Source organism: Streptomyces glomeratus (assembly GCF_021462825.1).
Lineage (GTDB): Bacteria > Actinomycetota > Actinomycetes > Streptomycetales > Streptomycetaceae > Streptomyces > Streptomyces glomeratus.
Window position 1 is genome coordinate 96,758 of sequence record NZ_JAKEEB010000005.1, and the last position, 26,406, is coordinate 123,163.

Sequence of the window (26,406 nt, forward strand, 5' to 3'; positions counted from 1 at the left end):
GTGCGAGCGGACCCCACGGCCTGTGGACAGCGCATGACGTGCTCACGCCCGCAGTTATCCACAGCTCCAAGCGGAAGTCCAAGATCCGCGAGATGGTCGCGGCATGACGAACCACGACGAAGCAGCCGGCTGCTCCGGCATCGGTGACATGAACGGACCTTTCCATCACGGTGGTGACAGCACCGGCCACAGGAGTCACGAGCCCGCGGACCCGCGAGGCGAGCCCATGGTCACCCTGCGCACCCCCGCTGAGCTTGCCGACGCCCTGCCCTATCTGCTCGGGTACCGCCCGGAGGACAGCATCGTGCTGGTCGCGCTGCACGACCGGGAACGGCGGGGGAGGTTCGGCGGGCGGGCACGGCTCGGTATCCCCGCCCAACCCGAGGACTGGCCGTCCGCGGCCGAGCAGTTGGCCCGCGGACTGGTGGCGGGCAGCGAGCGCAGAGGCGCCCGGCCCGAGAGCATGGTCGCCTACCTGGTTCAGGAACCCTCGGGCGGCGAAACGGGCCGCGACGTGATGGAGCGCCTCCGGCCGCTCGCCCAGTCGCTGCGCACGGCCTGCGGCGGCCTCGACGTCGCAGTGGTGGAGGCACTCTGCATCTCCGACGGACGCTTCTGGTCGTACTGCTGCCCGAGCCCGGGCTGCTGTCCGCCCGAAGGGCAGCCGATGGGCCTGCCCGGCACCTCGGTCCTGGCAGCAGCCGCGACCTACGCGGGCATCCAAGTGCGCGGCAGCCTCCAGGAGTTCAGGGCACGGATGAGCCCGTGCCAGACGGAGGCCGCCCACGCACAGGAGGTCGCGCTGGACACCGCGAGCCGTGCGCTCGTCCCGCGGATCCTCGACGGCGACACCCGCGAGGACGTGGCCGCGGACACCCTCGCGCTGGCGGAGCGGGTGATGGCCCGGCTCGGCGAGGCGCCACCCGTGTCGGGCACGGCGACGGCGGACCTGCGTGACGACGGGCTGCTGGCCGACGACGAGGCCGCGGCTCTGATCCTCGGTCTGCAGGACCGCACGACACGGGACCGGGCCGCGGAGTGGATGGAGGGTGCCGAGGCCGCCGTGGCACTGCGGCTGTGGCGAGCCCTGGCCCGCCGCTGCGTCGGCCCGTACGGCGAGCACGCCGCCGCTCCGCTGACGCTCGCCGGATGGGTCGCCTGGTCGACCGGGGACGAACTGGAGGCCCGCGAAGCCTTCGCCATGGCCATCGGCGCGGACCCGGACTACCTCTTCGCCCGCCTTCTGCACCAGGCGTGCAACGAGGGCCTCGATCCGGAGACCGTCCGTCGGTGCCTGCGGGCGGAGCGAGCCGGCCGATCCGAAGGGGAGCAGGCTTCCGCGGCAGAGCCGGACGGCGCCGCCACGGCGCCTTCCGGCTCGCCCTGTGACACGGCCGGGGAGGACCTCGAAGGCAAGGAGCCCTCCGCGCCGCGGGAGGGCCCTGTCCGTAAGCACCGCAGGGTGCGGCCGGCGGGCGGCGGCAGGCCGAGCCGTCGTGCTCCGCGGGCGCTCGATACACGCCGACGGCGCCCTGCCGACACCCGCACTTCTCCTGGTGACGGTCCGCATCGTGACGGGCCGCCGCGGGTGGCCGAGGGCGCGAACAACCGGTTCGGGACCCACCGGGGCTCCGGTCGGCGTACGGGGGAGCGGCCACATGAGTGAGTTCCGCCGTCCCCGGCACCACCGTTCGGCGGGCTTGGCCGCCCACGGGCGTGACCCCGGAGGGACCCGAGCCGTTCACCTGAGTGGCCGAGCCCGTGCCCGGTTCGCGCCACCGACGACCGCTCACGACCCTCCGGGGCCCCTCACCCGGCGCCGGCCACGCCCGAGGCGTACCCAGCGCCCAGGAAGCCGCCTCATGTCCTTGCCCACACAGCCCCCCGCCCACCACGGCAGCCCGCTCGGCCAGAGCCCCTCGGCGCCCCAGGCTCCTGGCGGTGCCCCACAGGCCGGGCGCCGCGCGCCGGTCGGCACGCCGGCTTCCGTGCCGCGTACCGACCGGCATGTCCACGGTCCACCCCATCCCCAGCCGGCCCCGGCCCGTCGCATCGCCGACCTGCCTCCCGCCCACACCGCACTGATCTGCGTTGCCCTGCCGGGTCTGGTGATCTCCTCGCAGGAGGGCCAGTTGACCGGGCAAGGTCTGGAGGGGTTCTACCGGGCGGGCCGGCGGGTGCTGTCTCGCTGCCGGCTGCGGGTGGCGGGGCGAGAGCCGCTTCCGGTGCAGGCCCGGATGGTGGGTGCCGACCATGCCCGCTTCGTGGGGACCGTGCACGCGTCCCCGGACGCCGGACCCGATCCGGACGTCGTCGTGGAGCGCGTCCGGTCCGCGGACGGTACCGAGCGGATCAGGCTGCACAACGCGGCGCCACGCCCACTGCGCCTGCCGGTGGAAGTGGCCCTCGGCGCGGACCTGGCGGAGCTGAGTGCGATCGCCTCGGGCGACCTGGGACCCGAACTCACAGCCAGCGTGCACGACTCGGCGCTGCGGTGGTCCGGTCCCAAGGGCGACTGCGCGGTCATCGCCGACCCGCCGCCCACCGACGCGCTCGCCTCCGCCGGACTCCTGCGCTGGGAAGTGGCGCTGCCACCCGGCGGCACATGGAGCCTTAGGCTGCGGGTGCGGCCGGAAGGCGCGGAACCGCTCGGCGCCGTGGGCCGCGCCGCGGCGAGCCCATTCGCCCGGGCCCGGGCCACCGGGGACGACGCCAGAGTCGAGCCGTTCCTGCGCACCTGTGTCGAGGACCTGCAGGCCCTGGTACTGCGCGATCCCCTGCACCCCTCCGACACCCACATCGCGGCCGGAGCCCCATGGCGCTGCGGACCGGCGCCCGCCGAGTCGCTGGCGGCAGCCCGGATGACGCTGCCGCTCGGCACCCGGCTCGCCGCGGGCACGCTGCGCATACTGGCCCGCAGCCAGCTCGCCGGCCCGGGCCTCCGCTCCGGCATGATCCCGGGCCCCCGGCGGGACGCGGGAGCGCACCTTCCGCCGAGTTGCACGGGCACCGAGGCCACCCTGCTGTTCCCCGTGCTCCTTGCGGAGGCCCGGCGCTGGGGGCTTCCCGAACGCGAGACGGAGGAACTGCTGCCCGCGGCCGAGCACTGTCTGCGGTGGCTGCGCACCGCCGTCGGCGACGGCGTCTACCTCCCGGATCCGCAGCCGGACGGCCTGCTGCGCTGCGAGACCCAGGCTTACGCCCACCGTGCCGCGGTGCTCGGTGCCGATCTGCTCGCGGCGTGCGGACGTCCCGGCGGGGAGCAACTGCGTCAGTGGGCGGAGGAGCTGCGCGGCGCGTTCTGCGAGGAGTTCTGGGTCGAGGACCGGTCGGGCGGCAGACCCGCTGCCGCCCGTACCCGCGACGGGCGCCTGGTGCCGCACCTAGGGGCGGGCGCCGCCCACCTCCTGGACACAGGTCTGCTCGGCGCCGGCACGCCGGCGCCCGGGCTGCTGGACAAGGTGAGGACCGAGCAACTCGCCCGACTGCTCGCCGGTCCGGCCATGGACTCGGGCTGGGGGCTGCGCGGCCTGGCCGCCACGGAGACAGCGTACAACCCGTTCGGGCACCGCGGCGGAGCCGTGCGGGTCCCGGAGACCGCGGTCGCCGTCGCGGGACTGGCCGCCGCCGGTTACGAGAAGGAGGCGGGCGGGCTGCTGCACGGGATGCTGGCGGCGGCGGAGGCATTCGGATACCGGCTGCCCGAGATGTTCGCCGGAGAACCGCGCTGGGATGGGGGCGCACCCCTGCCGCATCCGGCCGCCTGCCGCCCCGCCGCCACCGCGGCCGCCGCCGGGGTGCTGCTGCTGACCGCGCTCGTCGGCATCCGCCCGGACGCCCCGGCCGGGACAGTGACCCTGAGCCCGGTCCGCAGCGCACCGCTGGGAGAGATCGTGCTGAGAGGCCTGAGACTCGCCGGAGCGCCCTTCTCCGTGCGCGTCGGGCGTCTGGGCCTCGCCACGGTGGAGGAGGCGGCCGACGGACTGCAGCTGGGGGTGTGACCTCGGGAGACGTGCCCGTGAACGGTGAACGGCGGCCGCCGAGAGCTGTGCCGGACAGATACGGATGTGCTGTGGACGCGGTCCGCGAGGGGAGTGTTTATCGTCAGGAAGACGACTATGATCGCGGCATGCCCTACGACCCGTCAGCGTTTCCCCCCTTCGCCGTCACCGTGGACCTGGTCGTGCTGACCGTGCGCCGCCATGCCCTGTGCGCGCTGGCGGTACGGAGGGGTGAGCCGCCCTTTCAGGGCCGGTGGGCGCTCCCGGGCGGCTTCGTCAGGGCGGACGAGGACCTGGCGCAGGCGGCGGCGCGAGAGCTGGCCGAGGAGACGGGGCTGCGCGCACACGACCCGGCGACACCCGCGCTGGACAACGGCGCCCACCTGGAACAGCTGGCCACCTACGGCGACCCCAAGCGCGACCCGCGGATGAGAGTGGTGAGCGTCGCCCATCTCGCTCTCGCCCCCGACCTGCCCGCGCCCCGGGCCGGAGGAGACGCCAACAGCGCGCGCTGGGCGCCGGTGGAAGAACTGTTGCAACAGGGCGGCTACGGCCGGGACGGCGAGCAGGCGGCTCCGCTCGCCTTCGACCACGCGCAGATCCTGGCGGACGGTGTCGAACGCGCCCGTTCGAAGATCGAGTACTCGTCGCTGGCCACCGCCTTCTGCCCGCCCGAGTTCACCGTCGGCGAGCTGCGACGGGTCTACGAGGCCGTATGGGGCGTGGCACTCGACCCGCGCAACTTCCACCGCAAGGTCACCGGCACGCCCGGCTTTCTCGTCCCGACAGGCGGAACGACGACCCGGCAGGGCGGCCGCCCCGCGCAGCTTTTCCGCGCGGGCGGTGCCACGCTGCTGAACCCGCCCATGCTGCGGCCCGAGGTCTGACCATCCCGCGGACTCGGGCGCTCCCGCCCGGGCCGGACGGGGCAGCAGCCGACGCCGCCTGTCAGGTGACCGAAAAAACAGACATATCGCGCTATCTTGCTTCGAGTGATCCAGGCGATCGGACTGACCGGCGATACCCGCAAGGACCTGTCGCCCGTCGTCGACGACGTGACCTTCGAGGCGCGCGCAGGTCAGGTGACCGCGCTCCTCGGAGCCTCCGGTGCGGGCAAGACGACAGTGCTCAGGCTGATGCTCGAACTCCAGCCGGGTCGCGGCATCACCTACTTCAGGGGCCGTCCGCTGCACCGCCTCGCTCACCCCGCGCGCGAAGTGGGAGTCGTCCTCGGAGACGTCCCCGGTCACCCCGCGCGCACGGTCCGCGCCCACCTGCGCATGCTGTGTGCCGCCGTGGGTGTGCCCGCAGGCCGGGCCGACGAAGTCCTCGAAGCGCTCGGACTCGTCGGCCTGCGCGACGAGCGCCTGGACACCCTCTCCCGCGGTATGGACCGCAGCCTCGGTCTCGCCTGCGCCCTTCTCGCCGATCCGCACAGCCTCGTGCTCGACGATCCGACCGCCGGGCTCTCCGTCGAGGAGGGCCGCTGGCTGCACGGGCTTCTACGGGCGCACGCCGTCCAGGGTGGCACCGTCCTGTTCGCCACGAGTGACCCCAAGGAGGCCGCGCGCACGGCCGACCGCGTCATCACGCTCGACGAGGGCCGGCTCGTCGCCGACCAGGAGGCCGCCGACTTCGCCCGCACCCGGCTGCGACCCCGTGTGGCCGTCCGAAGCCCGCACGCCGCCCGGCTCGGTGCCCTGCTCGCCAAGGAGGCCAGAAGGGCTCGGCGTTCCGTGGAGATCGTCCACGAGGACGGCAACCGGCTGTCGGTGTACGGCAGTACGTGCGCCGACATCGGTGAGACCGCGTTCCGGCACGGCATCCTCGTACACCAACTGACCGACGAAGTGGGAGACATGGGGCCGACCGCAGCGGTGGAGGCTGCCCCGCCTCCCTCGGCCGAGGCGCCGGACGGCGGTGATCCGCCCTCGCTGCCGCCGCCGATCAGCGTCCGACCCGCCCTCAGCCCCCAGCACCCGCTGCGCTACGAACTGCGCCGCGCCACCGGGATCGGCGCGGTCTCCCTCACCGCGGCCGCCGTACTCGTCGCCTCCGCCCTTGTCTCGCTGCTCTTCGCCCATGCCGGGCACACCCCACGGGGCCGGCTGCTGGCCGCCTGGCCGTCGGAGTTCCCGCTGCCGCCCGCGGCGCTCGGCGCGGGGCTGCTCGGAGCCGTCTCCTTCGGTGACGAGTTCCGCCACCCCGCGCTGGCGGCGGACCGGGGCGGCGTACCCCGCCGCCTGGGGCTGCTCGCCGCCAAGCTCCTGGTCACGGGGGCCACGGCGCTGACGCTGGCCTTTCTCGCCGTCGGCTTCGACTTCGAAGTGCTCTACATCGTCTACGGGCGGGAGGTGGCCGAGGTTCCCGCCGACTGGCTTTCACTGAGCGCGAGTTGGGCCGGACTGGCCGTAGGGTGCGCCTGGGCCGGTGTGCTGGCGGCCGGCATCTTCCGGACCACGATCGCCGGGCTCGCCGCGGTACTCGCGGTGCCCGTCGTCGTCGTACCCCTCGTACAGAAAGTGCTGGGGGAAGGGTCCGTCCCGGTCGCCGCGGGGTTTGCCGCACGGATGCGAGGAGTGGCGCTGCTGCGGTGGCCGTTCGGCGGGGAGCGTTATCTGGTCGCCGCGGTACGGATGATCGCTCAACCCGTGGGCGGGGCACTGGCCTTGTCCTTGGCCGCGCTGCTCGGCGCCTATCTGCTCGCCACGCGGCGCGGCAGAGCCCGATGACCACCCTCCGTGCCGATCTGTATCTCCCCTGTGCGCAAGTTCCTCGGAGAACGCCCATTTCTTTCCGATAAGGCGTCAATTGCGACAGGGTGAGCGATCACCCTTTCGTGTGCTTTTCACCAAAGACCTCAAGGGAGTTGGAGAGGGCGCCGACAAAGGATCCGTGAGTACCCTTGCGCACACCATGATGACCGCCGCCCGTTCAGCAGACTCCGGCCTGGCCGGACCGGGCGAACTCGACCGCTACCCCTATGCCGAGGCGCCCTCCGCCGACCGCGTCGGCACGCCCTCCTGGGAGGGGGCGGAACCGGAACTGGGCCGCGTCGGCCGGCGTGCCGCAGGCAGCCGCGGACGCGGGCTGCACGGCCAACTCGTCCAGCAGCTGGGCCAGATGATCGTCTCCGGGGATCTCGGCGCGGATCGCCCGCTGGTTCCCGAGGAGATCGGCCAGCGCTTCGAGGTCTCCCGCACCGTCGTCCGTGAGTCGCTGCGCGTCCTGGAGGCGAAGGGCCTGGTCAGCGCCCGCCCGAACGTGGGGACGCGGGTGCGCCCCGTGAGCGACTGGAACCTCCTCGACCCGGACATCATCGAGTGGCGGGCCTTCGGGCCGCAGCGCGACGACCAGCGCCGCGAGCTGAGCGAGCTGCGCTGGACCATCGAGCCGCTCGCGGCGCGCCTCGCCGCCGGGCACGGCCGCGAGGAGGTGCAGCAGCGACTCGGCGACATGGTCGAGATCATGGGCCACGCCATGGGGCAGGGCGACTCCCTGACCTTCTCGCGTGCCGACGCGGAATTCCACTCGCTGCTCATCCAGGTCGCCGGCAACCGCATGCTGGAGCACCTCTCGGGGATCGTCTCGGCCGCTCTCCAGGTCTCCGGCGGCCCGGTCACCGGTTGCGAGCGCCCGAACGACGCGGCCCTGGCCCAGCACGGCCGGATCGTGGACGCGCTCGCCGCAGGCGACGGCGCGGCCGCCGAGGGGGCGATGCGTCAACTGCTCACCGTCCACCCCGAGGTGGAGCGCGTGGTGCCCGCGCCCCGCGAGCACTGACGTCATCCCGCGGTCGGTGTGAGCGGCACCGGGCTTCTCGCCGGGCAGCGCCTTGACCCGCCGTGGACGGGCGCCGAGCTCTCGCCGTCGGGCTCCGTCGGATCCTCCCGGGACCCGGCGGAGCCCGACGGAGACCGGTGGCGGCCGGCGGAGACCGGTTACGAGACCGGCGGCATCGCCCGGGTCCGGGCTCTACCGAGCCGTGGCGGACGTTCGCTGCCGGCCGCAGCTGTCGGCCGCAGCCGTGGCGGCCCGGGGTGCTCCCGGCCGTGGACTCCCGCCCTCAGTCATGCACTTCGCTGCCCGGGGCAATCAATCCGTGGCGAGCGAGCGGGGAGTCGCGACGCCTGAGCGACGCTCATGGCGCTCGCCGACCAGCTATGCCCATATTTGGGCGTTTATGATCGGTTACGGGGTGTGACTCGGGCCACGCAGATTGGGCGTAACACTCTTCGGAACTGCGCGATGACCTAAGAGGTGACAGTCGAGGAGGGAATACGGACGCCGTTCGCGGCGCTGTGCATCCTCCCGGCCCCCGCCCGCACCGTCGGCCCATCCCCAAGCCGGCGGTCGGCTCCTGTCCGTCGTGGACGGGGCCGGAAGCCGTTTTCCAACGTTCCGAGAGGTTGTTCGTGTCGGCCAGCACATCCCGTACGCTCCCGCCGGAGATCGCCGAGTCCGTCTCTGTCATGGCTCTCATTGAGCGGGGAAAGGCTGAGGGGCAGATCGCCGGCGACGATGTGCGTCGGGCCTTCGAAGCTGACCAGATTCCGGCCACTCAGTGGAAGAACGTACTGCGCAGCCTCAACCAGATCCTCGAGGAAGAGGGTGTGACGCTGATGGTCAGTGCCGCAGAGCCCAAGCGCACCCGCAAGAGCGTCGCAGCGAAGAGTCCGGCCAAGCGCACCGCCACCAAGACCGTCGCTGCGAAGGCGGTGACCAGTAAGAAGGCCGCCGCTCCTGCCGCTCCGACGGCGCCGGTCGCCGACGACCCGGCTGAGGACGCGCCCGTCAAGAAGGCCGCTGCCAAGAAGACGGCCGCCAAGAAGACCGTGGCGAAGAAGGCCGTCGCCAAGAAGACGGTGGCCAAGAAGACCGCCGCCAAGAAGGACGACGTCGAACTGCTCGAAGAGGACGTTCTCGAGGAGGCCAAGGGCGGCGAAGAGCCCGAGGGCACCGAGAGCGCCGGTTTCGTGCTCTCCGACGAGGACGAGGACGACGCGCCCGCGCAGCAGGTCGCCGCGGCCGGCGCCACCGCCGACCCGGTCAAGGACTACCTCAAGCAGATCGGTAAGGTCCCGCTGCTCAACGCCGAGCAGGAGGTGGAGCTCGCCAAGCGCATCGAGGCCGGCCTCTTCGCCGAGGACAAGCTGGCCAACGCCGACAAGCTCGCCCCCAAGCTCAAGCGTGAGCTGGAGATCATCGCCGAGGACGGCCGCCGCGCCAAGAACCACCTTCTCGAGGCCAACCTCCGTCTGGTGGTCTCCCTGGCCAAGCGCTACACCGGCCGCGGCATGCTCTTCCTGGACCTCATCCAGGAGGGCAACCTCGGCCTGATCCGTGCGGTGGAGAAGTTCGACTACACCAAGGGCTACAAGTTCTCCACGTACGCCACCTGGTGGATCCGTCAGGCGATCACCCGCGCGATGGCCGACCAGGCCCGCACCATCCGTATCCCGGTGCACATGGTCGAGGTCATCAACAAGCTCGCCCGTGTGCAGCGTCAGATGCTCCAGGACCTGGGCCGCGAGCCCACCCCGGAGGAGCTGGCCAAGGAGCTCGACATGACCCCGGAGAAGGTCATCGAGGTCCAGAAGTACGGTCGTGAGCCCATCTCCCTGCACACCCCGCTGGGTGAGGACGGCGACAGCGAGTTCGGCGACCTCATCGAGGACTCCGAGGCGGTCGTCCCGGCCGACGCGGTCAGCTTCACGCTCCTCCAGGAGCAGCTGCACTCCGTGCTCGACACCCTGTCCGAGCGTGAGGCGGGTGTCGTCTCGATGCGCTTCGGTCTCACCGACGGTCAGCCGAAGACCCTCGACGAGATCGGCAAGGTGTACGGCGTCACGCGTGAGCGCATCCGCCAGATCGAGTCCAAGACGATGTCGAAGCTGCGTCACCCGTCGCGCTCCCAGGTGCTGCGCGACTACCTCGACTAGGCCTCCCCCGACAGCGAGAGGGGCCGGTTTCCTGGGGAAACCGGCCCCTCTGCGTATGCGCGATCCGGGGAACTGGATCACTGTGGGTGTTCTATCGGCATCACACAGTGAGGAGTGCATATGTCTCGCCACTTCGCCGGAGCGCTGGCCCTGTCAGCCGCAGCAGCCTTGATAGTGCTGGGATCTCCGGCGCCTGCCACTGCGGACAGCGTCGTCGTCGGAGGCTTTCCGGTGGACATCTCACAGAGTCCGTGGACGGTCGCCCTCTCCAGCCGTGACCGGTTCGGGGGTACGCGGGCCGGGCAGTTCTGCGGAGGTGTGGCGGTGAACCGGTCGACGGTTCTGACCGCGGCCCACTGTATGAGTGCGGCCGTGCTCGGCGCGCCACCGGGACAAGTGCGGGATCTCAGAGTCATCGCGGGGCGCACGGACCTTCTGTCCGGGCAGGGCGCGGAGATCCCGGTGCATTCGACCTGGGTCAACCCCCGGTACAACGAGAACACCAACGCCGGGGACTTCGCCGTGCTCACCCTCGCTTCTCCGCTTCCGGCGGGTTCGGTGATCGCAATGGCGTCAGCCGGTGATCCCGCCTACGCGCCGGGCACGACCGCGACGGTGTACGGCTGGGGTGATGTGACCGGGGATGGCGACTACGCGCACACTCTGCGGGCCGCGAACCTTCGGGTGCTTCCGGATACGACCTGCGCACGGGCCTATCCCGGCGATGCGGACGGGAAGTACGACCCGAGCTCCATGGTGTGTGCCGGTGAGCCCACCGGCGGGCGCGATGCCTGCCAGGGGGACAGTGGAGGCCCTCTCGTCGCCAAGGGGCACCTGATCGGCCTGGTGTCTTGGGGCAACGGCTGCGGGCGGGCGGGGAGCCCCGGGGTCTATACGCGTGTCTCCGAGGTCGTCAGGGCCCTGGGTGGCATCCGCTGAGCACGGCGATCCGCGTGCCGGAGACGTCGTGGTGTGTGTGGTTGCCATGCGGGCTGCCCCGGGCCGCCTCGTGCGTGTGGCGTGCCGCGCCGGACGAGCGCGCCAGGAGGTGGCACGGGGATGCCGATGTGAACGCGCCCGTACGGGTACGGGCGGCCATCCCGAGTGCTCGGGATGGCCGCCCGTTCACCGGCTTCGGCGCCGGTGCCGGCTCGTCGTGGACGCGAAGCGTCAGCGTTACTCGTCGGAGGCGCTCGCCGGAAGGGAGGTGAGCCGCTCCGTCTCGTCCTGTATCTCAGCGGCGATCTTCTTGAGTTCCGGCTCGAACTTGCGACCGTGGTGGGCGCAGAAGAGCAGTTCTCCGCCGCTCAGGAGGACGACGCGCACGTACGCCTGGGCGCCGCAGCGGTCGCAGCGGTCAGCGGCCGTCAGCGGGCTCGCGGGGGTCAGAACAGTAGTCACGTCGCCTCTTCTCTAGCTCGACGAGCTGTCGTACCAGGGTCAACATCCAACCAGGCCGAAAACGTTCCCGCTCGCGGCTTTTCCTCGAAAATTTCTTTCCGGGCCGGCTGTCTGTTGCCGGTTTGGCGGCGAATGTGCCGTATTGCGTGTTTATGTCGTACGGATTCGCGCTGTCTGTCGATTGTCTCGCCCTCCCGGCGGGGTTGCCGGTTGTTCATGAGGACGTGCCCGGAGCCTAAATGGTTCATGCGTCGAAGGGAACGTGATATGTACTTCACCTCCCCTTCGAGATCGAACGTCCGTGCGACTGTGGACTAGTGTGGGTTGGGACGAGGGTGGCGTTACAACGGCTCTACCAGGCCTCGGTACCCTCGGATCGGTGACCGAAGCCGGCCCCTTACCCCAATGGGCCCCATCCGAAATTCAGCGAGGAGCGAACCGCGTGACCGCCGAGACGTCCGTGCCGTCCACAGCGCTGCTCACCGGAGCAGACCGGGACGGTTCCAACTACACCGCGCGGCACCTGCTCGTCCTCGAAGGCCTCGAGGCCGTGCGCAAGCGCCCCGGCATGTACATCGGCTCGACCGACAGCCGTGGTCTGATGCACTGCCTCTGGGAGATCATCGACAACTCCGTCGACGAGGCCCTCGGCGGACACTGCGACCACATCGAGGTGATCCTGCACGACGACGCCTCCGTTGAGGTGCGGGACAACGGGCGGGGCATCCCGGTCGACGTGGAGCCCAAGACCCGCCTGTCCGGTGTCGAGGTCGTGATGACCAAGCTGCACGCGGGCGGCAAGTTCGGCGGCGGCTCGTACGCGGCGTCGGGCGGTCTTCACGGCGTCGGCGCGTCCGTGGTCAACGCGCTGTCCGCGCGCCTGGACGTCGAGGTGGACCGCGCCGGCCACACCCATGCGATCAGCTTCCGGCGCGGTGCGCCGGGTGCCTTCGCGGGTGAGGGCCCGGACGCGAAGTTCGAGGCCAAGGGTGGCCTGCGCAAGACCAAGAAGATCGCCAAGACCCGCACCGGCACGCGTGTGCGCTACTGGGCCGACCGCCAGATCTTCCTCAAGGACGCCAAGCTCTCCCTGGAGACGCTGCACCAGCGCGCACGCCAGACCGCGTTCCTCGTGCCCGGCCTGACGATCGTCGTCCGCGACGAGTACGGCCTCGGTGAGGGCGGCAGCAAGGGCGAGGAATCCTTCCGTTTCGACGGCGGAATCAGCGAGTTCTGCGAGTACCTGGCGAACGACAAGCCGGTGTGCGACGTCCTCCGCTTCTCCGGACAGGGCACCTTCAAGGAGACCGTGCCCGTCCTGGACGACCACGGCCAGATGACGCCGACCGAGGTCACCCGGGAGCTGGGCGTCGACATCGCGCTGCGCTGGGGGACCGGGTACGACACGACGCTCAGGTCGTTCGTCAACATCATCGCCACCCCCAAGGGGGGCACCCACGTCGCCGGCTTCGAGCAGGCCGTCGCGAAGACGATGAACGAAGTCCTGCGCGCCAAGAAGCTGTTGCGCGTCGCCGAGGACGACATCGTCAAGGACGACGCCCTGGAGGGTCTCACCGCGGTCGTCACGGTCCGCCTGGCCGAACCGCAGTTCGAGGGCCAGACCAAGGAGGTCCTCGGCACCTCCGCGGCGCGCCGCATCGTCGCGAACGTGATCTCCAAGGAACTCAAGGGATGGCTGACCTCCACGAAGCGTGACGCGGCCCAGCAGGCCCGTTCCGTACTGGAGAAGGCCGTCGCCGCCGCCCGCACGCGCATCGCCGCCCGCCAGCACAAGGACGCGCAGCGCCGCAAGACGGCCCTCGAGTCCTCCTCGCTGCCCGCCAAGCTCGCCGACTGCCGCAGCGACGACGTCGAGCGCAGCGAGCTGTTCATCGTCGAGGGCGACTCCGCGCTCGGCACGGCGAAGCTCGCCCGGAACTCCGAGTTCCAGGCGCTGCTGCCGATCCGCGGCAAGATCCTGAACGTCCAGAAGTCGTCCGTGACGGACATGCTGAAGAACGCCGAGTGCGGCGCCATCATCCAGGTGATAGGAGCCGGGTCGGGCCGGACCTTCGATCTGGACGCGGCCCGCTACGGCAAGATCATCATGATGACCGACGCCGACGTCGACGGCTCCCACATCCGGACCCTGCTCCTGACGCTGTTCCACCGCTACATGCGGCCCATGGTCGAGTCCGGCCGGGTGTTCGCCGCGGTGCCGCCGCTGCACCGCATCGAGATCGTCCAGCCGAAGAAGGGCCAGGACAAGTACGTCTACACGTACTCGGACCGCGAGCTGCGCGACAAGCTCCTGGAGCTGCAGAGCAAGAACATCCGGTACAAGGACTCCATCCAGCGCTACAAGGGTCTCGGCGAGATGGACGCCGATCAGCTGGCCGAGACGACGATGGACCCGCGCCACCGCACCCTGCGGCGGATCAACCTCTCCGATCTGGAGGCCGCCGAACAGGTGTTCGATCTACTGATGGGCAACGACGTGGCACCGCGCAAGGAGTTCATCTCCAGCTCGGCGGCGACGCTGGACCGGTCGCGCATCGACGCCTAGCCGGTGCACCCGGTGCGTTTCGTCCCGGGGCCGGTCATGGGCTGAGACCTGCGTTCAGTCCGACCGGCCCAGGGGTGGCCCCACACCCGCGCGTCCACGGGCCTCAGGCGTCTCTCCACCCCTGGGTGGAGCGGGAGGGCATGTCGGCTTCCACCCACGGTCCACCCGTGCGCCGATCTGGCGACCGGCGGAATTCCGTAGCGTCGAAGGCGTCGACAGCATTCGCCGTCGGCGGCTCCATTTTCCGCTCACGGAGGCTGTGATGTCCGCGCTCGTCAACGTGTTGGTGATTGTGGCGGTGGCCGCCCTGGTGATCGTGCGGCAGTTCCGCGCCCGCCGGGTCGACACCGACCGGCGCTGGTGGCTGCTGCCCGTGATCCTGACCGTCGTGGCGCTGCGCGGGACGGGCATCCTGGATGCCCGTCACCCCATCGAGTCCGCCCTGCTGCTCGCGGCCGAGCTGCTCATCGGGATGGCCACTGGGGCCGGCTGGGCCTGGACCACCCGCATATGGGCGGAGGCGGACGGCGCCGTGTGGAGCAGGAGCACCAGGGCGAGCGTGGTCGTCTGGATAGCCGGAATCGCCTTGCGCGTCGGCCTCTTCGCGTTCGGTGCGTTGCTGGGCGTCCACCAGGACAGTTCCGCGCTGCTGCCGGCCCTGGCGGGCACGCTGCTGGTCCGCGCCGGAATCCTGGTCCGGCGTGCGCAGTCCCTCGTTCCCTCGGCCCGTCCTGCCACGGCATACGGTGACGGCATGCCTCGGCCCGCGTGGAAGGAGCGCGTATGACGGAGAGCGCGTGGATGCGCTGGCCCTCCCGTGAGGCGCTCGGCCGCGAGGGGCTCTCAGAGCCCCGGCGACTGCTCGCGTGGGCCGTGAGGGCGTTGGTGCTCGGCATGCTGTTGTGGGGCGTCTTCACCAGCAGTCACCTCCACGCTTGGGGTGCGGTCGGAGCGGGAGCGGGCGTCCTCGTGACCGCGCTGGTCTCCTGGGCCTTCTTCCGCACCACGCTGGCGCACAGACTCTGGCCGTCGCTGACGCTCGTCACCGTCCTTCTCGGAGTGGCGGTCGCGGCACAGGCCGCGGGCCTGCGGGTCCCGGCCCTCGTGATCTGGTGCGGCTGCGGCGTCGCGGCCCTGGAGCGATTGCCGCTCGCTGCCGCTCTGCCCGTGACCTCGGTCGCCCTCGCCGCGTACGCCGCGGTGAACAACGACGAGTGGCTGACCACCGCCGCCACGGTCGTTGGCATGGCACTCGCCGGCTATGTTCTGCGCCTGGACGCCGAGGCCCGCGGCAACGCCCAGCGGCTCCTGGCCCAGGAGCGGGCCGCCCGGGCGGCAGAGACGGAGTCGGCGGCGCTGGCGGAGCGGGCCCGGATCGCCCGGGAGATCCACGATGTGCTGGCGCACAGCCTCTCGGCGCAGCTGGTGCATCTGGAGGCCGCGCGGCTGTTGATCGAGGGCGGAGCCGACCGGGACAAGATCCTCGAACGGGTCGTGGCGGCACGGGGAATGGCCCGGGGGGGACTTGCCGAGACCCGGCAGGCGCTCTCCGCCCTCCGGGGCGAGATGTCCCCGCTCGAGGACTTCCTCGGCGAACTCGTCGCCACGGCGTCCGGGGCGGACGTCACCGTCTCGGGTGATCGCAGGCCGTTGCCCGCCGAGGCCTCGCAGGCGGTCCGCAGGGTCGCTCAGGAGGCACTGACGAACGTCCGCAAGCACGCTCCGGGTGCCAAGGTGCACATCCGGCTGGAGTACGCCGAGCACCAAGTGACGCTGGATGTGAGGGACTCGGGCGGATCGCCGGGCGAGTTGACCGGGTCGGGGGCCGGGTACGGTCTCCTGGGCATGCGGGAGCGTGCCGAGCTGCTGGGCGGCTCGCTGGACGCCGGGCCGGGCGAGGAAGGATTCGTGGTGACACTGAAGGTGCCGGTATGACGGAGGAGGAGAGCGGGAAGCCCGCCCGGGTCGTGGTGGCGGACGACCAGACGGTGGTGCGCGAGGGCATTGTGATGCTGCTCGGGCTGCTTCCCGGGATCGAGGTCGTCGGTGCCGCCAAGGACGGGGACGAGGCGGTGAAACTCGTCGCCGAACTCGCTCCGGACGTCGTGCTGATGGACCTGCGCATGCCGCGCTGCGACGGTGTCGAGGCGACCCGCCGCATTCGCGGGGAGCACCCTGGCACCCAGGTGGTGGTGCTCACGACCTTCGCGGACGACGCCTCGCTGTTCCCGGCGTTGAGAGCGGGCGCACGCGGCTACCTGACCAAGGATGCGGGCGGGGACGAGATCGTGCGAGCCGTTCGGAGCGTGCTGTCCGGCGATGCGGGTCTGTCCCCGGGCATCCAACGGCGCCTGCTGGAGCGGCTGTCGGAGCCGGAGCCGGAGCCGAAACCGGAGCCCGCCGCCCCCGTCGTGGCGCCGGACGGGCTCACGGTGCGGGAGACCGAAGTGCTCGTGCTGATCGCGGAGGGGCTGACCAACCAGGAGATCGCCCGCAGGCTGCACGTCTCCACGGCCACGGTGAAGACACACATCAACAACCTCTTCGCCAAGGCGGGACTCAAGGACCGTGCGCAGGCGGTCCGTTACGCCTACGCGCGAGGGCTGGTTCGGCCCCCGTCGCAGTGAGTCACCTGATGGGGTGAAGAGCGCGGAGAAGAAGAGTCAGGGATCTTCCCGTTCTGTCCATCCTTGGGCATGAAGTCAAGCAATGGCCATTCCCGCGGACGCGGGGAAGGCCCCGAGAGTTCGGTTGAGAAGTACGAAGGCCGCGACCCGGCCCCCGCGGCCGCAGGCGCGGACGGCCGGGCGGACTACGACGACCCGTGGTACGACGCGCTCGGATCCGGCTGGGGCGAATTGGACGGAACGGGCGCTCCCGCTCCCGGCGTGCCGCACACGCGCAGGGAACAGGAAGGAACCGGCCGGGTCGCGGACGTCTATCTGGAGGTTCAGCGCAGCGCGGCGTTCCAGGAGGTGCGCCGCAGGTACCGGCGGTTCGTGGTCCCGGGGTTCGCGGTCTTCTTCACCTGGTACGTGGGCTATGTCGTGGCGGCGCAGACGGCACCCGGGCTGATGGGCCGGCCGGTGGCCGGATCCGTGAACGTGGCCATGCTCGCCGGGCTCGGGCAGTTCCTGACGACCTTCCTCCTCACCGGGGCCTACGCGCGACACGCCCGGCTGCGCAGGGACCGGGCCGCCCTCGATCTGCGCTGGGACACCCAGGAGCTCACCCGGGGATTCAGGGGTGGAGAGCGGTGACCGGACACCATCAGGCTCTGGCGCTGGTGCTCTTCAGCGTCTTCGTCGCGATCACGCTGGCCATCACGACCTGGGTGAGTCGCCGCCGACATGGCTCGGCGGAGGAGTTCTATGCGGGCGGGCGGCTGTTCTCGCCCATGGAGAATGGTTTTGCCATCGCGGGCGACTACATGTCGGCGGCCTCCTTCCTGGGCGTCACCGGGCTCATCGCGCTCTTCGGGTACGACGGGATGCTGTACGTGGTGGGCTTCCTGGTGGCCTGGCTCGTAGTGCTCTTCTTCGTCGCCGAACTCGTCCGCAACTGCGGGCGGTTCACGCTCGCGGACGTGATCGCGGCCCGGATGAGAGCGCGGCCGGTGCGGATCGCCGCCGGCATGTCCTCGGTGACGGTCTCCGTGCTGTACCTGGTGGCGCAGATGGTGGGAGCGGGCAGCCTGGTCGCGCTGCTGTTCGGGGGGACGAGCACGGCCGCGCGCGCCTGGACGGTGATCGCCGTCGGCGCGCTCATGGTGATCTATGTGTCGCTGGGCGGGATGCGGGCCACGACCTGGATCCAGATCGTCAAGTCCGTCCTCCTGCTCGGCGGCACGATCGCGCTGACCGCGCTCGTCCTGGTGCGCTTCCACGGGAACCTCGACACGCTGCTGCACACTGCGGCGGAGCGCAGCGGGCACGGTGAGGCGTTTCTCGCGCCCGGCCTGAAGTACGGCGGGAACTGGACCGCGCGGACCGACTTCATCAGCCTGGGCCTGGCGCTGGTGCTGGGCACCGCCGGGTTGCCGCACATCCTGTCCCGCTTCTACACGGTGCCGACCGCGCGCGCCGCCCGGCGCTCGGTCGTCTGGTCGGTCGGACTCATCGGCGGCTTCTATCTGATGACGATCGTGCTCGGTTTCGGCGCGGCCGCCGTCGTCGGACCGAATGCCGTGCGGGAGTCCAACGCGGCCGGGAACACGGCGGTGCCGCTGCTGGCGCTGAAGCTGGGCGGCGGGGCGAATTCGACCGGCGGGACGGTCCTGTTCGCCGTGGTCGCCGCGATCGCCTTCGCCACCATTCTCGCGGTCGTCGCCGGGATCACCCTCGCCTCCTCGGCCGCTGTCGCCCACGACCTGTACGCCTCGCTACGGCGGCGGTGCGGGCCACGCAGCGAACGGCGGCGGCAGTCCGCGCCACGCAGCGAGGTGGCGGTGGCGCGGGCCGCCGCCGTCGGTATCGGCGGGCTCGCGATCGCGCTGGGGCTGCTCGCCCGCGACCTCAACGTGGCCTTTCTGGTGGGGCTCGCCTTCGCGGTCTCCGCGTCCGCGAACCTGCCGGTCCTGATGTACGCGCTCTTCTGGCGCAGCTTCACGACCAGGGGCGCCGTATGGGCGGTCTACGGCGGTCTCGTGCCCGCGCTGGCACTCGTGGTGCTCTCCCCGGTCGTGTCGGGAAGCCCGGAATCGCTCTTCCCGAGCGTGGACTTCCAGTACTTCCCGCTGCAGAACCCGGGCATCGTCTCCATCCCGCTCGGCTTCCTCGCAGGCTGGCTCGGCACGGTCACCTCGGTGGAACCGGCGGACGAGGCCAAGCACGCGGAGACCGAGGTGCGGTCGCTCACGGGCGCCGGGGCCGTCTGAGCGCCCCGGCACGAGGACGGTGGGTGGGCGCTCCCGCGCCGGGTCGGTGGGAGGCGCTCCCGCGCTGGGCCGGTGGGTGGGCGCTCCCGCGCCAGGTCGGTGCGAGGGTGCCCCGGCGCCGGGCCGTTGGAAAGCAGCCTCGGTGACGTCCACGACGAGCCGGGGCGCCCGCGTCGTGGGCTCCGGCGCCACGCTCCGGCGCCCCACCTGCCCTCCTGCGGAACCGGCGACGAACCGCCCGGGCGGGGCCGGCCCGAGGGCCTTCCGGGCCGTGGCCCTACGGCGCCACCCATGTGTACCGGTGTTCCGGCCGTCCGGTGTCGCCGTACCTCAGCGAGAGCCGCAGCCGTCCCGCCTGTTCCAGGTGGCGCAGATAGCGCTGTGCGGTGGAGCGGCTGAGCCCCGTCCTGGCGGCCACCTCGTGGGCCGAGAGCGGCTGACCGGCCCGGTGCAGAACATCGCAGATGAGATCCGTCGTGGGTTCCGAGTGACCGCTGGGCAGCCTGGGCGAGGAGGAGACGGGCCCGGTACGCAGGGCGCCGAAGATGCGGTCGACCTGCTCCTGGCCCGCCACGCCCCGGCCGCCCACGCGGTCGACGGTGCGGCGCAGGGCGGCGTACGAGTCCAGGCGTGTGCGCAGGGCCGCGAAGGTGAACGGTTTCACCAGGTAGTGCAGGGCGCCCAGACGCATCGCGGTCTGGACGGTCGCCACATCGCCGGCCGCCGTGATCATGATGACGTCGGTGCCGTGCCCGCGTTCGCGCATGCGATGGACCAGTTCGAGCCCCGTCTGGTCGGGCAGGTAGTGGTCGAGCAGGACCAGGTCGATCGGGGCGCGCTCCACAGCGGCCAGCGCCTGCTCCGCGCTGTGCGCGCGGGCGGCGACCCGGAAGCCGGGAACCTTTCCCACGTACTTCGCGTTGATCTCGGCGACGCGGAAGTCGTCGTCCACGACCAGGACGTCAATCATCGGGCCTCTCTCCCTCAAGCCCAGGCGAGCGTTAAGCCCGTGTTTCGGCTCCGCTGTTGTAACGCGAGCAAAATGAGCACAACAGACTCTTGCAAGCAGAAGACGGGGTTGCGCCCACAAGACTGCTGTTGTGGTTCGCACCACACCTACGGTCCCGGCCATGAGCGCAGACACCAGCCCCGCAATCGAGCTACGGGGCGCGAGCAAGACTTTCCGGACCCCGTCGGGGGGTCTGCACACGGCTGTCCGGGGCCTGGACCTGACCGTGCAGCGCGGCGAGTTCGTCGCCGTCGTCGGACCCACAGGATGCGGCAAGTCGACGACCCTGACGCTGGTCAGCGGCCTGGAGGAGCCCACCGAGGGCGAGGTCCTGGTGGCGGGCGAGCCGGTCGCCGGCGTCGGGAACAAGGTCGGTTTCGTCTTCCAGCAGGACGCCACATTCCCCTGGCGCACCGTGCTGTCCAATGTGATGGCGGGCCCCCGCTTCCGTGGTGTGCCCAAGACGGAGGCCCGGGAGAAGGCGCGGGAGTGGCTGGCCCGGGTCGGGCTCGCAGCGTTCGAGGACCGTTACCCGCACCAGCTCTCCGGCGGCCAGCGCAAGCGTGTCGCCCTCGCCGCGACCTTCGTCAACGACCCCGAGATCCTGCTCATGGACGAGCCGTTCTCGGCACTGGACGTCCAGACCAGGGCCCTGATGTCGGACGAGCTGCTGGAGCTGTGGGAGGGCACGGGCGCCTCCGTCGTCTTCGTCACCCACGACCTGGAGGAGTCGATCGCGCTGGCGGACAAGGTCGTGGTGATGACCGCCGGACCCGCGACCGTGAAGCAGGTCTTCGACATCGACCTGCCGCGGCCGCGCAAGGTGGAGTCGGTGCGCCTGGAGCCGCGGTTCATCGAGATCTACCGCGAGATCTGGGAGTCCCTCGGCGAAGAGGTCCGCATCACCCGCGAGAGGGGTGCCGCCCATGTCGCCTGACGTCATCTCCGCACCGGCCACGATCGACACGTCCAAGCCGGACCGAGCCCACTCACGCGCGCGTGCCGCCCGCAAACGCAAAGCCGTCGTCCTGCTGGCGCGTGTGCTGCTGCTGGTCGCCGTGCTGGGACTGTGGGAGGTGCTCTCCCGGGCCGAGGTCATCGACCCGTTCAACTTCTCGGCGCCCTCGAAGATCTGGGACCAGATCTATACCTGGATCACCCATGGCACCGCGCTCGGCTCGCTCGGCGAGCAGATCTGGGTCACCCTCCAGGAGGCGCTGCTCGGCTGGGTCATCGGCGTGGCGGCCGGAGTGTTCTTCGGTATCGCGCTGGGACGGATCGCCTTCCTCGCCGATGTCCTTGGTCCATACATCAAGGTGCTCAACTCCATCCCCAGGATCGTCCTGGCGCCGATCTTCGTGATCTGGTTCGGGCTCGGGCCGTCCTCCAAGGTGGCGTCGGCCGTCGTCCTGGTCTTCTTCCCCGTGTTCTTCAACGCCTTCCAGGGTGCCCGCGAAGTCGACCGCAACCTGGTCGCCAACGCCCGCATCCTGGGCGCCGGCGATCGCCGTGTGACCCTTCAGGTCGTCATCCCCTCGGCCACCTCGTGGATCTTCACCAGCCTCCACGTCAGCTTCGGCTTCGCCCTCATCGGCGCCATCGTCGGGGAGTACATCGGTGCCACCAAGGGCGTCGGTCTGCTCGTCGCCCAGTCCCAGGGCACTTTCAACGCAGCCGGTGTGTACGCCGCGATGGTCATCCTCGCGGTCGTCGCGCTGGTCGCCGAGGGACTGCTCACCTTCGCCGAGCGCCGCATCTTCCGCTGGAAGCCGTCGGACTCGGGGCACTGATCCACCCTTCCCCCACAGAGGAGCCGTCTCCCCCAGAGAGGAGCCGTCGCTCCTTCCTCCGGGACCCCTGTTCCTCCCCCCGCACCGCCATCTCACAAGGACGTGAACCACCATGCGCAAGACCGCCAGAATCGCCGCTCTCGCCGCGGCCGGCCTGCTCGCCGCCACCTCCCTCACCGCCTGCGCCAACGAAGCCGCCGGCAACGCCTCCTCGGATTCCGGCAGCAAGGGAGACGGCAAGGGCGAGAAGGTCAAGATCATGGTGGGTGGCCTGGACAAGGTCATCTACCTGCCCGCCATGCTGACCCAGCGGCTCGGCTACTTCGACGCCGAGGGCCTCGACGTGGAACTGCTGAGCGAGCCGGCCGGCGTACAGGCCGAGACGGCGCTCGTCTCCGGCCAGGTGCAGGGAGCCGTGGGTTTCTACGACCACACGCTCGACCTGCAGACCAAGGGCAAGCACGTGGAGTCCGTGGTGCAGTTCTCGCACGCGCCCGGTGAGGTGGAGATCGTCTCCGGCAAGAGCGCCAAGGACATCACCTCGCCCAAGGACTTCAAGGGCAGGAAGCTCGGCATCACGGGTCTCGGTTCCTCGACCGACTTCCTCACCAAGTACCTGGCGGTCAAGAACGGCGTGCAGGTCAGCGAGTTCAGCCCGGTCGCCGTCGGGGCCGGCCCCACCTTCGTCTCCGCCCTCCAGAAGGGCTCCATCGACGCCGGCATGACCACGGACCCCACCGTCGCCACGGTCCTGAAGAAGAAGCTCGGGCAGGTGCTCGTCGACATGCGGACCCCGCAGGGCTCACAGCAGGCGCTCGGCGGCCCGTACCCGTCGTCCAGCCTCTACATGCAGACCGACTGGGTGAACAGCCACAAGGACACGGTCCAGAAGCTGGCCAACGCCTTTGTGAAGACCTTGAAGTGGATGTCCACGCACTCCGCGGACGAGATCGCCGCGAAGATGCCCGCCGACTACTCCCAGGGCGACAAGACGCTCTACGCGAGCGCCATCAAGAGCACCCTGCCGATGTTCACCACCGACGGCGTGATGCCCCAGGACGGCCCCCAGACCGTCGAGAAGGTCCTCAAGGCGTTCAACCCCAACATCAAGAACGCCACCATCGACCTCGGCAAGACGTACACCACCGAGTTCGTCAAGAAGGCAACCGGCTGACCCCAGCCGTGCCCTCAGACGCGGGCCGCCCAGACGTAGCGATGCTCCGGGCGGCCCGCGTCGCCGTATTTGAGAGTCAGCGTGGCCCGACCCGTGCGCTCCAGAAGCTTCAGATAGCGCTGGGCGGTCTGGCGGCTCAGTCCGGTCCGATCGGCGATCTCCTGCGCGGACAGCGCCCCCTCGGCGCCCACCAGAGCACGGCGCACGAGGTCCGCCGTGATGGGGGAGTGCCCCTTGGGGAACCCCGTCTCCGGACCGGCCGCCAGGGCACGGAAGATCCGGTCGACCTCCCTCTGCTCGGCCTCACCACCGCCGTCGAGCGTGCGGCGCAGTTCGGCGTACGCCTCCAGCTTGGCGCGCAGGCCCGCGAACGTGAACGGCTTGACCAGGTAGTGAAGAACCCCGTGCCGCATCGCAGCCTGCACGGTCCGCACATCACGGGCCGCCGTCACCATGATCACATCGGTGTCGTGACCACGGCGGCGCATCTCCTGGACGACCGCGATCCCCGTGTGGTCGGGCAGATAGTGGTCCATCAGCACCAGGCCCGGACGGGGCAGGCTCTCCATCCGGCGCAGTGCCTCGCCCGCGCTGTGCGCCTCGGCGGCCACCCGGAAGCCGGGGACCTTCTCCACGTACGCGGCGTTGACCCGCGCGACCCGGGTGTCGTCGTCCACGACCAGTACGTCGATGCGCCGGTTCACCGCGACTCCTCCTCGAGGCCCTGGACAGGTGTCACCTTGCCGGACGCGCCGCCCGCGGGCGCCTGTGGGGCGGGAACGAGGCCCCGGCGCTCCCCGGCATCGGGCTGGGACGCCGGGCCAGGCTCCTCGAGCGCCTCCGGCAGGACGACGGTGAACTCCGCGCCCCCGCCCTCCGCCTCGTCCACGTGGGCACTGCCTCCCTGGCGTTCGGCGAGACGGCGCACCATCGACAGGCCGATCCCGCGTTTGCCGTGGGCCGGGGGCTGCTTGGTCGACCATCCGTCCGTGAAGACCAACTCCCGGCGCTCGGCCGGGACTCCGGGTCCCGTGTCGCGCACACGGAGGACCGCCGTGCGCCCCTCGGCGCGCAGTTCGACCTCCACGCGCGCGTGCGGAGTGCCCGCGACGGCGTCCAGTGCGTTGTCGACCAGGTTGCCCACCACCGTGACCAGCCCCCTAGGGTCGATCAACCGGTCCGGCAGCAGCGTGCGATCCGCGATCCACAGGGCCACACCGCGCTCCGCGGCGACCGTGGCCTTGCCCACCAGCAGGGCGGCGAGCAGCGGATCGTGGATCTTCTCGGTCACCTGTTCCGCGGTGGCCCGGTGGTCGCCCACCACCTCGCCGACGAACTCCACGGCGTCCTCGTACATCTCCAGTTCGAGCAGGCCCAGGAGCGTGTGCATCCGGTTGGCGTGCTCGTGGTCCTGTGCGCGCAGGGCGTCGATCAGACCGCGTGTGGAGTCCAGCTCGCGGCCCAGCTGTTCCAGCTCCGTCCGGTCGCGCAGGGTGGCGACGGCGCCACCGTCGTCGGTGGGCATGCGGTTGGCGACCAGGACCCGGTGACCGCGCACGGTGAGCAGATCCGTGCCCGTGACCCGTCCGGCGAGCACATCGGTCGTACGGCCCTGGCCGAGCGCCTCGTCGAGGGACCGGCCGACGACCTCGTCGCCGATGCCCAGCAGCCGCTGTGCCTCGTCGTTGAGGAGCCGCACCCGGCCCTCGCGGTCCAGGGCGACGACGCCCTCCCGGATGCCGTGCAGCATCGCCTCCCGTTCCGCGAGCAGCGCGGAGATGTCGGAGAAGGCGAGATCGCGGGTCTGCCGCTGAACCCTGCGCGAGATCACATAGGCGGCCAGTGCGCCGATGGCGAGGGCCGCGCCCGCGTACGCGAACAGTCCCGGTATCGCGTGGATCAGCCGGGCCCGCACGCTGTTGTACTCGATGCCCACGGAGACCGCGCCGATGATCCGGCCGTGCGCGTCCCGCAGCGGCACCTTGCCGCGGGCCGAACGCCCCAGGGTGCCGCTGTCGATCTGCATGACCTCCTTGCCGGCCAGGGCCTCGCTCGGATCGGTCGAGACCGGCTTGCCGATCTGTGAGGGGTCCCGGTGCGACCAGCGCACATGCTGCATGTTCATCACCACGACGTACTCGGCCCCGCTGGCCTTGCGGATGCGTTCCGCCTCGGCCTGCACGGGCCCGTCGGGCGACGGCCGTGTCGACTGCAGGTCCTTGGCGATCTGTGGCTGGGCCGCCGTGGACTGCGCGATCGCCAGGGCCTGGCGCATCGCCTGGTCGTCCAGCGTGTGACCGAGCGGGGCCAGGAACAGCCCGGTCGCGAGCACGGCGACGCCCGCGGCGATCGCCACCTGCATGAGCAGGAGCTGCGAGAACATCCGCCGCGGCAGGCCGAGGCGCAGCCGTCGCGCAGGGGGAGAGGGGCTCATGCGTACGACGGTACGGGCATGGGCGTGCCCTGCCGTAGGGGTGTGGCGTGGATCTCCTGTGGGGGCGCGTAGGGGCCCTGACGAGGGCCGGAGCGCCACCGCGCGGGGGTGTGTCTCAGCAGTGCGCGCGGTCGGCCACCGCCGCGCAGTGCAGCTCCCGTACCGATACGACGTCCATGCGGGCCGGCGCACCCAGTTCCGAACCGCAGCTCTCCGGGCGCGGCGGCAGGGAGGCGCCCCGCGCCACGAGGACGCGCCACAGCCGGCCGTCGGTGTGGGCGACGGTGACCTCCCAGCGCGGCGCGGCACCGTCCGTGCGGACGACGGTCAGCGCGTCCGCCGTGTACTCGTGGGCCGATGTGCGCACCGCGAGTTCCGCCGCCTGCGCGGGCCGTTCCCAGGCGGAGCTGCCGCGACAGCCCTCGAGCACGACCCGCCCTTCGCGCACACCGTGGAGGACCTCCTTGACGTGCGGCGCCTGGGCCCTGCCGTAGGCGTAGCCGAACGGGAGGACGAGGAGCGTGGGGGAGAAGCGGTGGCCGCCGAGATGGGTGACCTCCCAGACACCGTCGACTCCGGAGGCCGTCAGCTCGGACGCGAGCGGGCGGCCGAGAAGGGCGCAGCAGCGGTCCCGTCTGCCGTTGGTGCAGACGAGCGCGAGGGGATCACCTGTGTGGGGCCTGCCCTGGAGCGATGCGTCGAAGGTGAAGTGATCGCCTCTGCCGAGCGCCGCGAAGTCCAGATCGAGCAGCTGTTCCGGCTCGGATGTCGTGGCGGCGTGCAGCCATGTCTTTCCGGGGACGGTGTGGGCCGCATACACCTGCCGTACGGAAGTCGTGCCGCAGTCGGCGTGCCTGCCGGGGCGGCGGATGAGCGCGATGCGCACACCGGTGCCCTCCGCGGCCGCCTCGAGGGCACGGCCGAGCCCGGGGTCCAGATGGCTCGAGGTGAGCGCCTTGGGACCCCAGGGCCCGGGCTGCTCCAGGAGCAGCCATGTCCTCGCGGTCGCCGCGGTCCCCGCGAGGGGCTCGTCGAGGTCCCGGGACGCGCTCGTGCACGTACTCACAGAGGTGAGCCTAACCTGACTTGCCCCATGGTCACTTCCACCGAGCGCAGGGAGCGGGGTGCGACGGGGCCGGCGGGCGGCAGTGGGGGAGCGCGCCGCGGGCGGATGGACGCCCGCTTGCCCGGCGGCGCGGTGCGGACGCCGGGC

21 protein-coding genes are annotated in these 26,406 nt (G+C 71.0%); 16 read left to right on the forward strand and 5 right to left on the reverse strand.

All coding sequences use genetic code 11. From position 1 onward, the window contains the following. The first annotated feature begins 103 nt into the window (after window positions 1–103). From LZ604_RS07930 to LZ604_RS07960, 7 genes are all read left to right on the forward strand, one after another. Entirely contained in the window at window positions 104–1,666 is a 1,563-nt protein-coding gene (locus LZ604_RS07930) for a DUF4192 domain-containing protein (RefSeq protein WP_234513638.1), read from the forward strand. A 385-nt stretch (window positions 1,667–2,051) separates the two neighbouring features. Next, a complete protein-coding gene (locus LZ604_RS07935) occupies window positions 2,052–4,001 on the forward strand; it encodes a glycogen debranching N-terminal domain-containing protein (RefSeq protein WP_372482113.1) in 1,950 nt (649 codons plus the stop codon). A gap of 128 nt (window positions 4,002–4,129) precedes the next feature. After that, entirely contained in the window at window positions 4,130–4,888 is a 759-nt protein-coding gene (locus tag LZ604_RS07940; protein WP_234513640.1) for an NUDIX hydrolase, read from the forward strand. Between the two features lie 105 nt (window positions 4,889–4,993). Beyond that, window positions 4,994–6,733: an ABC transporter ATP-binding protein gene (locus LZ604_RS07945; RefSeq protein WP_234513641.1), complete on the forward strand. Its 1,740-nt coding sequence runs from the start codon at window positions 4,994–4,996 to the stop codon at window positions 6,731–6,733. A 163-nt stretch (window positions 6,734–6,896) separates the two neighbouring features. Then, on the forward strand, window positions 6,897–7,784 hold the full coding sequence (locus LZ604_RS07950; protein WP_234513642.1) for a FadR/GntR family transcriptional regulator: 888 nt from the start codon (window positions 6,897–6,899) through the stop codon (window positions 7,782–7,784). Between the two features lie 632 nt (window positions 7,785–8,416). After that, window positions 8,417–9,943 (forward strand): RNA polymerase sigma factor, encoded by a 1,527-nt coding sequence (locus tag LZ604_RS07955; protein ID WP_234513643.1) that lies wholly within the window; start codon window positions 8,417–8,419, stop codon window positions 9,941–9,943. 120 nt (window positions 9,944–10,063) lie between these two features. Continuing rightward, window positions 10,064–10,882, forward strand: coding sequence for a S1 family serine peptidase (locus LZ604_RS07960; RefSeq protein ID WP_234513644.1), 819 nt, complete (start codon window positions 10,064–10,066; stop codon window positions 10,880–10,882). A gap of 237 nt (window positions 10,883–11,119) precedes the next feature. On the opposite strand, the gene LZ604_RS07965 is transcribed toward LZ604_RS07960, so the two are convergent. Beyond that, a complete protein-coding gene (locus LZ604_RS07965; RefSeq protein WP_234513645.1) occupies window positions 11,120–11,344 on the reverse strand; it encodes a DUF7455 domain-containing protein in 225 nt (74 codons plus the stop codon). Window positions 11,345–11,786: 442 nt separating this feature from the next. On the opposite strand from LZ604_RS07965, the gene LZ604_RS07970 reads away from it, so the two are divergent. From LZ604_RS07970 to LZ604_RS07995, 6 genes are all read left to right on the forward strand, one after another. After that, a complete protein-coding gene (locus LZ604_RS07970; protein ID WP_234513647.1) occupies window positions 11,787–13,910 on the forward strand; it encodes a DNA gyrase/topoisomerase IV subunit B in 2,124 nt (707 codons plus the stop codon). Window positions 13,911–14,172: 262 nt separating this feature from the next. After that, window positions 14,173–14,697, forward strand: a complete 525-nt coding sequence (locus LZ604_RS07975) for a CcdC protein domain-containing protein (protein WP_234513648.1) — start codon at window positions 14,173–14,175, stop codon at window positions 14,695–14,697. Beyond that, window positions 14,694–15,845: a sensor histidine kinase gene (locus LZ604_RS07980; RefSeq protein WP_234513649.1), complete on the forward strand. Its 1,152-nt coding sequence runs from the start codon at window positions 14,694–14,696 to the stop codon at window positions 15,843–15,845. Before LZ604_RS07975 ends, LZ604_RS07980 begins: the two co-directional genes overlap by 4 nt. Then, window positions 15,842–16,537, forward strand: a complete 696-nt coding sequence (locus LZ604_RS07985; protein ID WP_234513650.1) for a response regulator transcription factor — start codon at window positions 15,842–15,844, stop codon at window positions 16,535–16,537. The genes LZ604_RS07980 and LZ604_RS07985 overlap by 4 nt, the downstream gene beginning before the upstream one ends. A gap of 69 nt (window positions 16,538–16,606) precedes the next feature. Further along, window positions 16,607–17,170 carry a DUF485 domain-containing protein gene (locus LZ604_RS07990; RefSeq protein ID WP_234513651.1) on the forward strand — a complete coding sequence of 188 codons (564 nt, stop codon included), beginning with the start codon at window positions 16,607–16,609 and terminating at the stop codon, window positions 17,168–17,170. Then, window positions 17,167–18,786, forward strand: a complete 1,620-nt coding sequence (locus tag LZ604_RS07995) for a monocarboxylic acid transporter (protein WP_234513652.1) — start codon at window positions 17,167–17,169, stop codon at window positions 18,784–18,786. Before LZ604_RS07990 ends, LZ604_RS07995 begins: the two co-directional genes overlap by 4 nt. A 277-nt stretch (window positions 18,787–19,063) precedes the next feature. Here the strand turns inward: LZ604_RS07995 and LZ604_RS08000 are convergent, their stop codons facing one another. Then, complete coding sequence (locus LZ604_RS08000; RefSeq protein ID WP_234513653.1) at window positions 19,064–19,756, reverse strand: response regulator; 693 nt, start codon at window positions 19,754–19,756, stop codon at window positions 19,064–19,066. 160 nt (window positions 19,757–19,916) lie between these two features. Between LZ604_RS08000 and LZ604_RS08005 the strand changes: the two genes are divergently transcribed. The 3 genes from LZ604_RS08005 to LZ604_RS08015 all read left to right on the forward strand — a co-directional run bounded on the left by LZ604_RS08005 (window position 19,917) and on the right by LZ604_RS08015 (window position 22,759). Next, complete coding sequence (locus LZ604_RS08005) at window positions 19,917–20,732, forward strand: ABC transporter ATP-binding protein (protein WP_234513654.1); 816 nt, start codon at window positions 19,917–19,919, stop codon at window positions 20,730–20,732. Then, the gene (locus LZ604_RS08010; RefSeq protein ID WP_234513655.1) at window positions 20,722–21,585 is read left to right on the forward strand and encodes an ABC transporter permease; all 864 of its coding nucleotides are present in this window, start codon (window positions 20,722–20,724) and stop codon (window positions 21,583–21,585) included. Before LZ604_RS08005 ends, LZ604_RS08010 begins: the two co-directional genes overlap by 11 nt. A gap of 112 nt (window positions 21,586–21,697) precedes the next feature. After that, window positions 21,698–22,759: an ABC transporter substrate-binding protein gene (locus LZ604_RS08015; protein WP_234513656.1), complete on the forward strand. Its 1,062-nt coding sequence runs from the start codon at window positions 21,698–21,700 to the stop codon at window positions 22,757–22,759. Between the two features lie 14 nt (window positions 22,760–22,773). Here the strand turns inward: LZ604_RS08015 and LZ604_RS08020 are convergent, their stop codons facing one another. From LZ604_RS08020 to LZ604_RS08030, 3 genes are all read right to left on the reverse strand, one after another. Then, window positions 22,774–23,463, reverse strand: coding sequence for a response regulator (locus LZ604_RS08020; RefSeq protein WP_234513659.1), 690 nt, complete (start codon window positions 23,461–23,463; stop codon window positions 22,774–22,776). Further along, window positions 23,460–25,193, reverse strand: coding sequence for an ATP-binding protein (locus tag LZ604_RS08025; RefSeq protein ID WP_234513663.1), 1,734 nt, complete (start codon window positions 25,191–25,193; stop codon window positions 23,460–23,462). The genes LZ604_RS08020 and LZ604_RS08025 overlap by 4 nt, the downstream gene beginning before the upstream one ends. A gap of 115 nt (window positions 25,194–25,308) precedes the next feature. Further along, complete coding sequence (locus LZ604_RS08030) at window positions 25,309–26,259, reverse strand: ferredoxin family protein (protein ID WP_234513665.1); 951 nt, start codon at window positions 26,257–26,259, stop codon at window positions 25,309–25,311. Window positions 26,260–26,406 lie beyond the last annotated feature (147 nt).

Excerpts from the sequence above, each read along its gene's own strand:
- LZ604_RS07930 (WP_234513638.1), top strand. The coding sequence starts at position 104 with ATGACGAACCACGACGAAGCAGCCGGCTGCTCCGGCATCGGTGACATG.
- LZ604_RS07940 (WP_234513640.1), top strand. The coding sequence starts at position 4,130 with ATGCCCTACGACCCGTCAGCGTTTCCCCCCTTCGCCGTCACCGTGGAC.
- LZ604_RS07960 (WP_234513644.1), top strand. The coding sequence starts at position 10,064 with ATGTCTCGCCACTTCGCCGGAGCGCTGGCCCTGTCAGCCGCAGCAGCC.
- LZ604_RS07975 (WP_234513648.1), top strand. The coding sequence starts at position 14,173 with ATGTCCGCGCTCGTCAACGTGTTGGTGATTGTGGCGGTGGCCGCCCTG.
- LZ604_RS07980 (WP_234513649.1), top strand. The coding sequence starts at position 14,694 with ATGACGGAGAGCGCGTGGATGCGCTGGCCCTCCCGTGAGGCGCTCGGC.
- LZ604_RS07985 (WP_234513650.1), top strand. The coding sequence starts at position 15,842 with ATGACGGAGGAGGAGAGCGGGAAGCCCGCCCGGGTCGTGGTGGCGGAC.
- LZ604_RS07990 (WP_234513651.1), top strand. The coding sequence starts at position 16,607 with ATGAAGTCAAGCAATGGCCATTCCCGCGGACGCGGGGAAGGCCCCGAG.
- LZ604_RS08000 (WP_234513653.1), bottom strand. The coding sequence starts at position 19,756 with ATGATTGACGTCCTGGTCGTGGACGACGACTTCCGCGTCGCCGAGATC.
- LZ604_RS08005 (WP_234513654.1), top strand. The coding sequence starts at position 19,917 with ATGAGCGCAGACACCAGCCCCGCAATCGAGCTACGGGGCGCGAGCAAG.
- LZ604_RS08010 (WP_234513655.1), top strand. The coding sequence starts at position 20,722 with ATGTCGCCTGACGTCATCTCCGCACCGGCCACGATCGACACGTCCAAG.
- LZ604_RS08015 (WP_234513656.1), top strand. The coding sequence starts at position 21,698 with ATGCGCAAGACCGCCAGAATCGCCGCTCTCGCCGCGGCCGGCCTGCTC.
- LZ604_RS08025 (WP_234513663.1), bottom strand. The coding sequence starts at position 25,193 with ATGAGCCCCTCTCCCCCTGCGCGACGGCTGCGCCTCGGCCTGCCGCGG.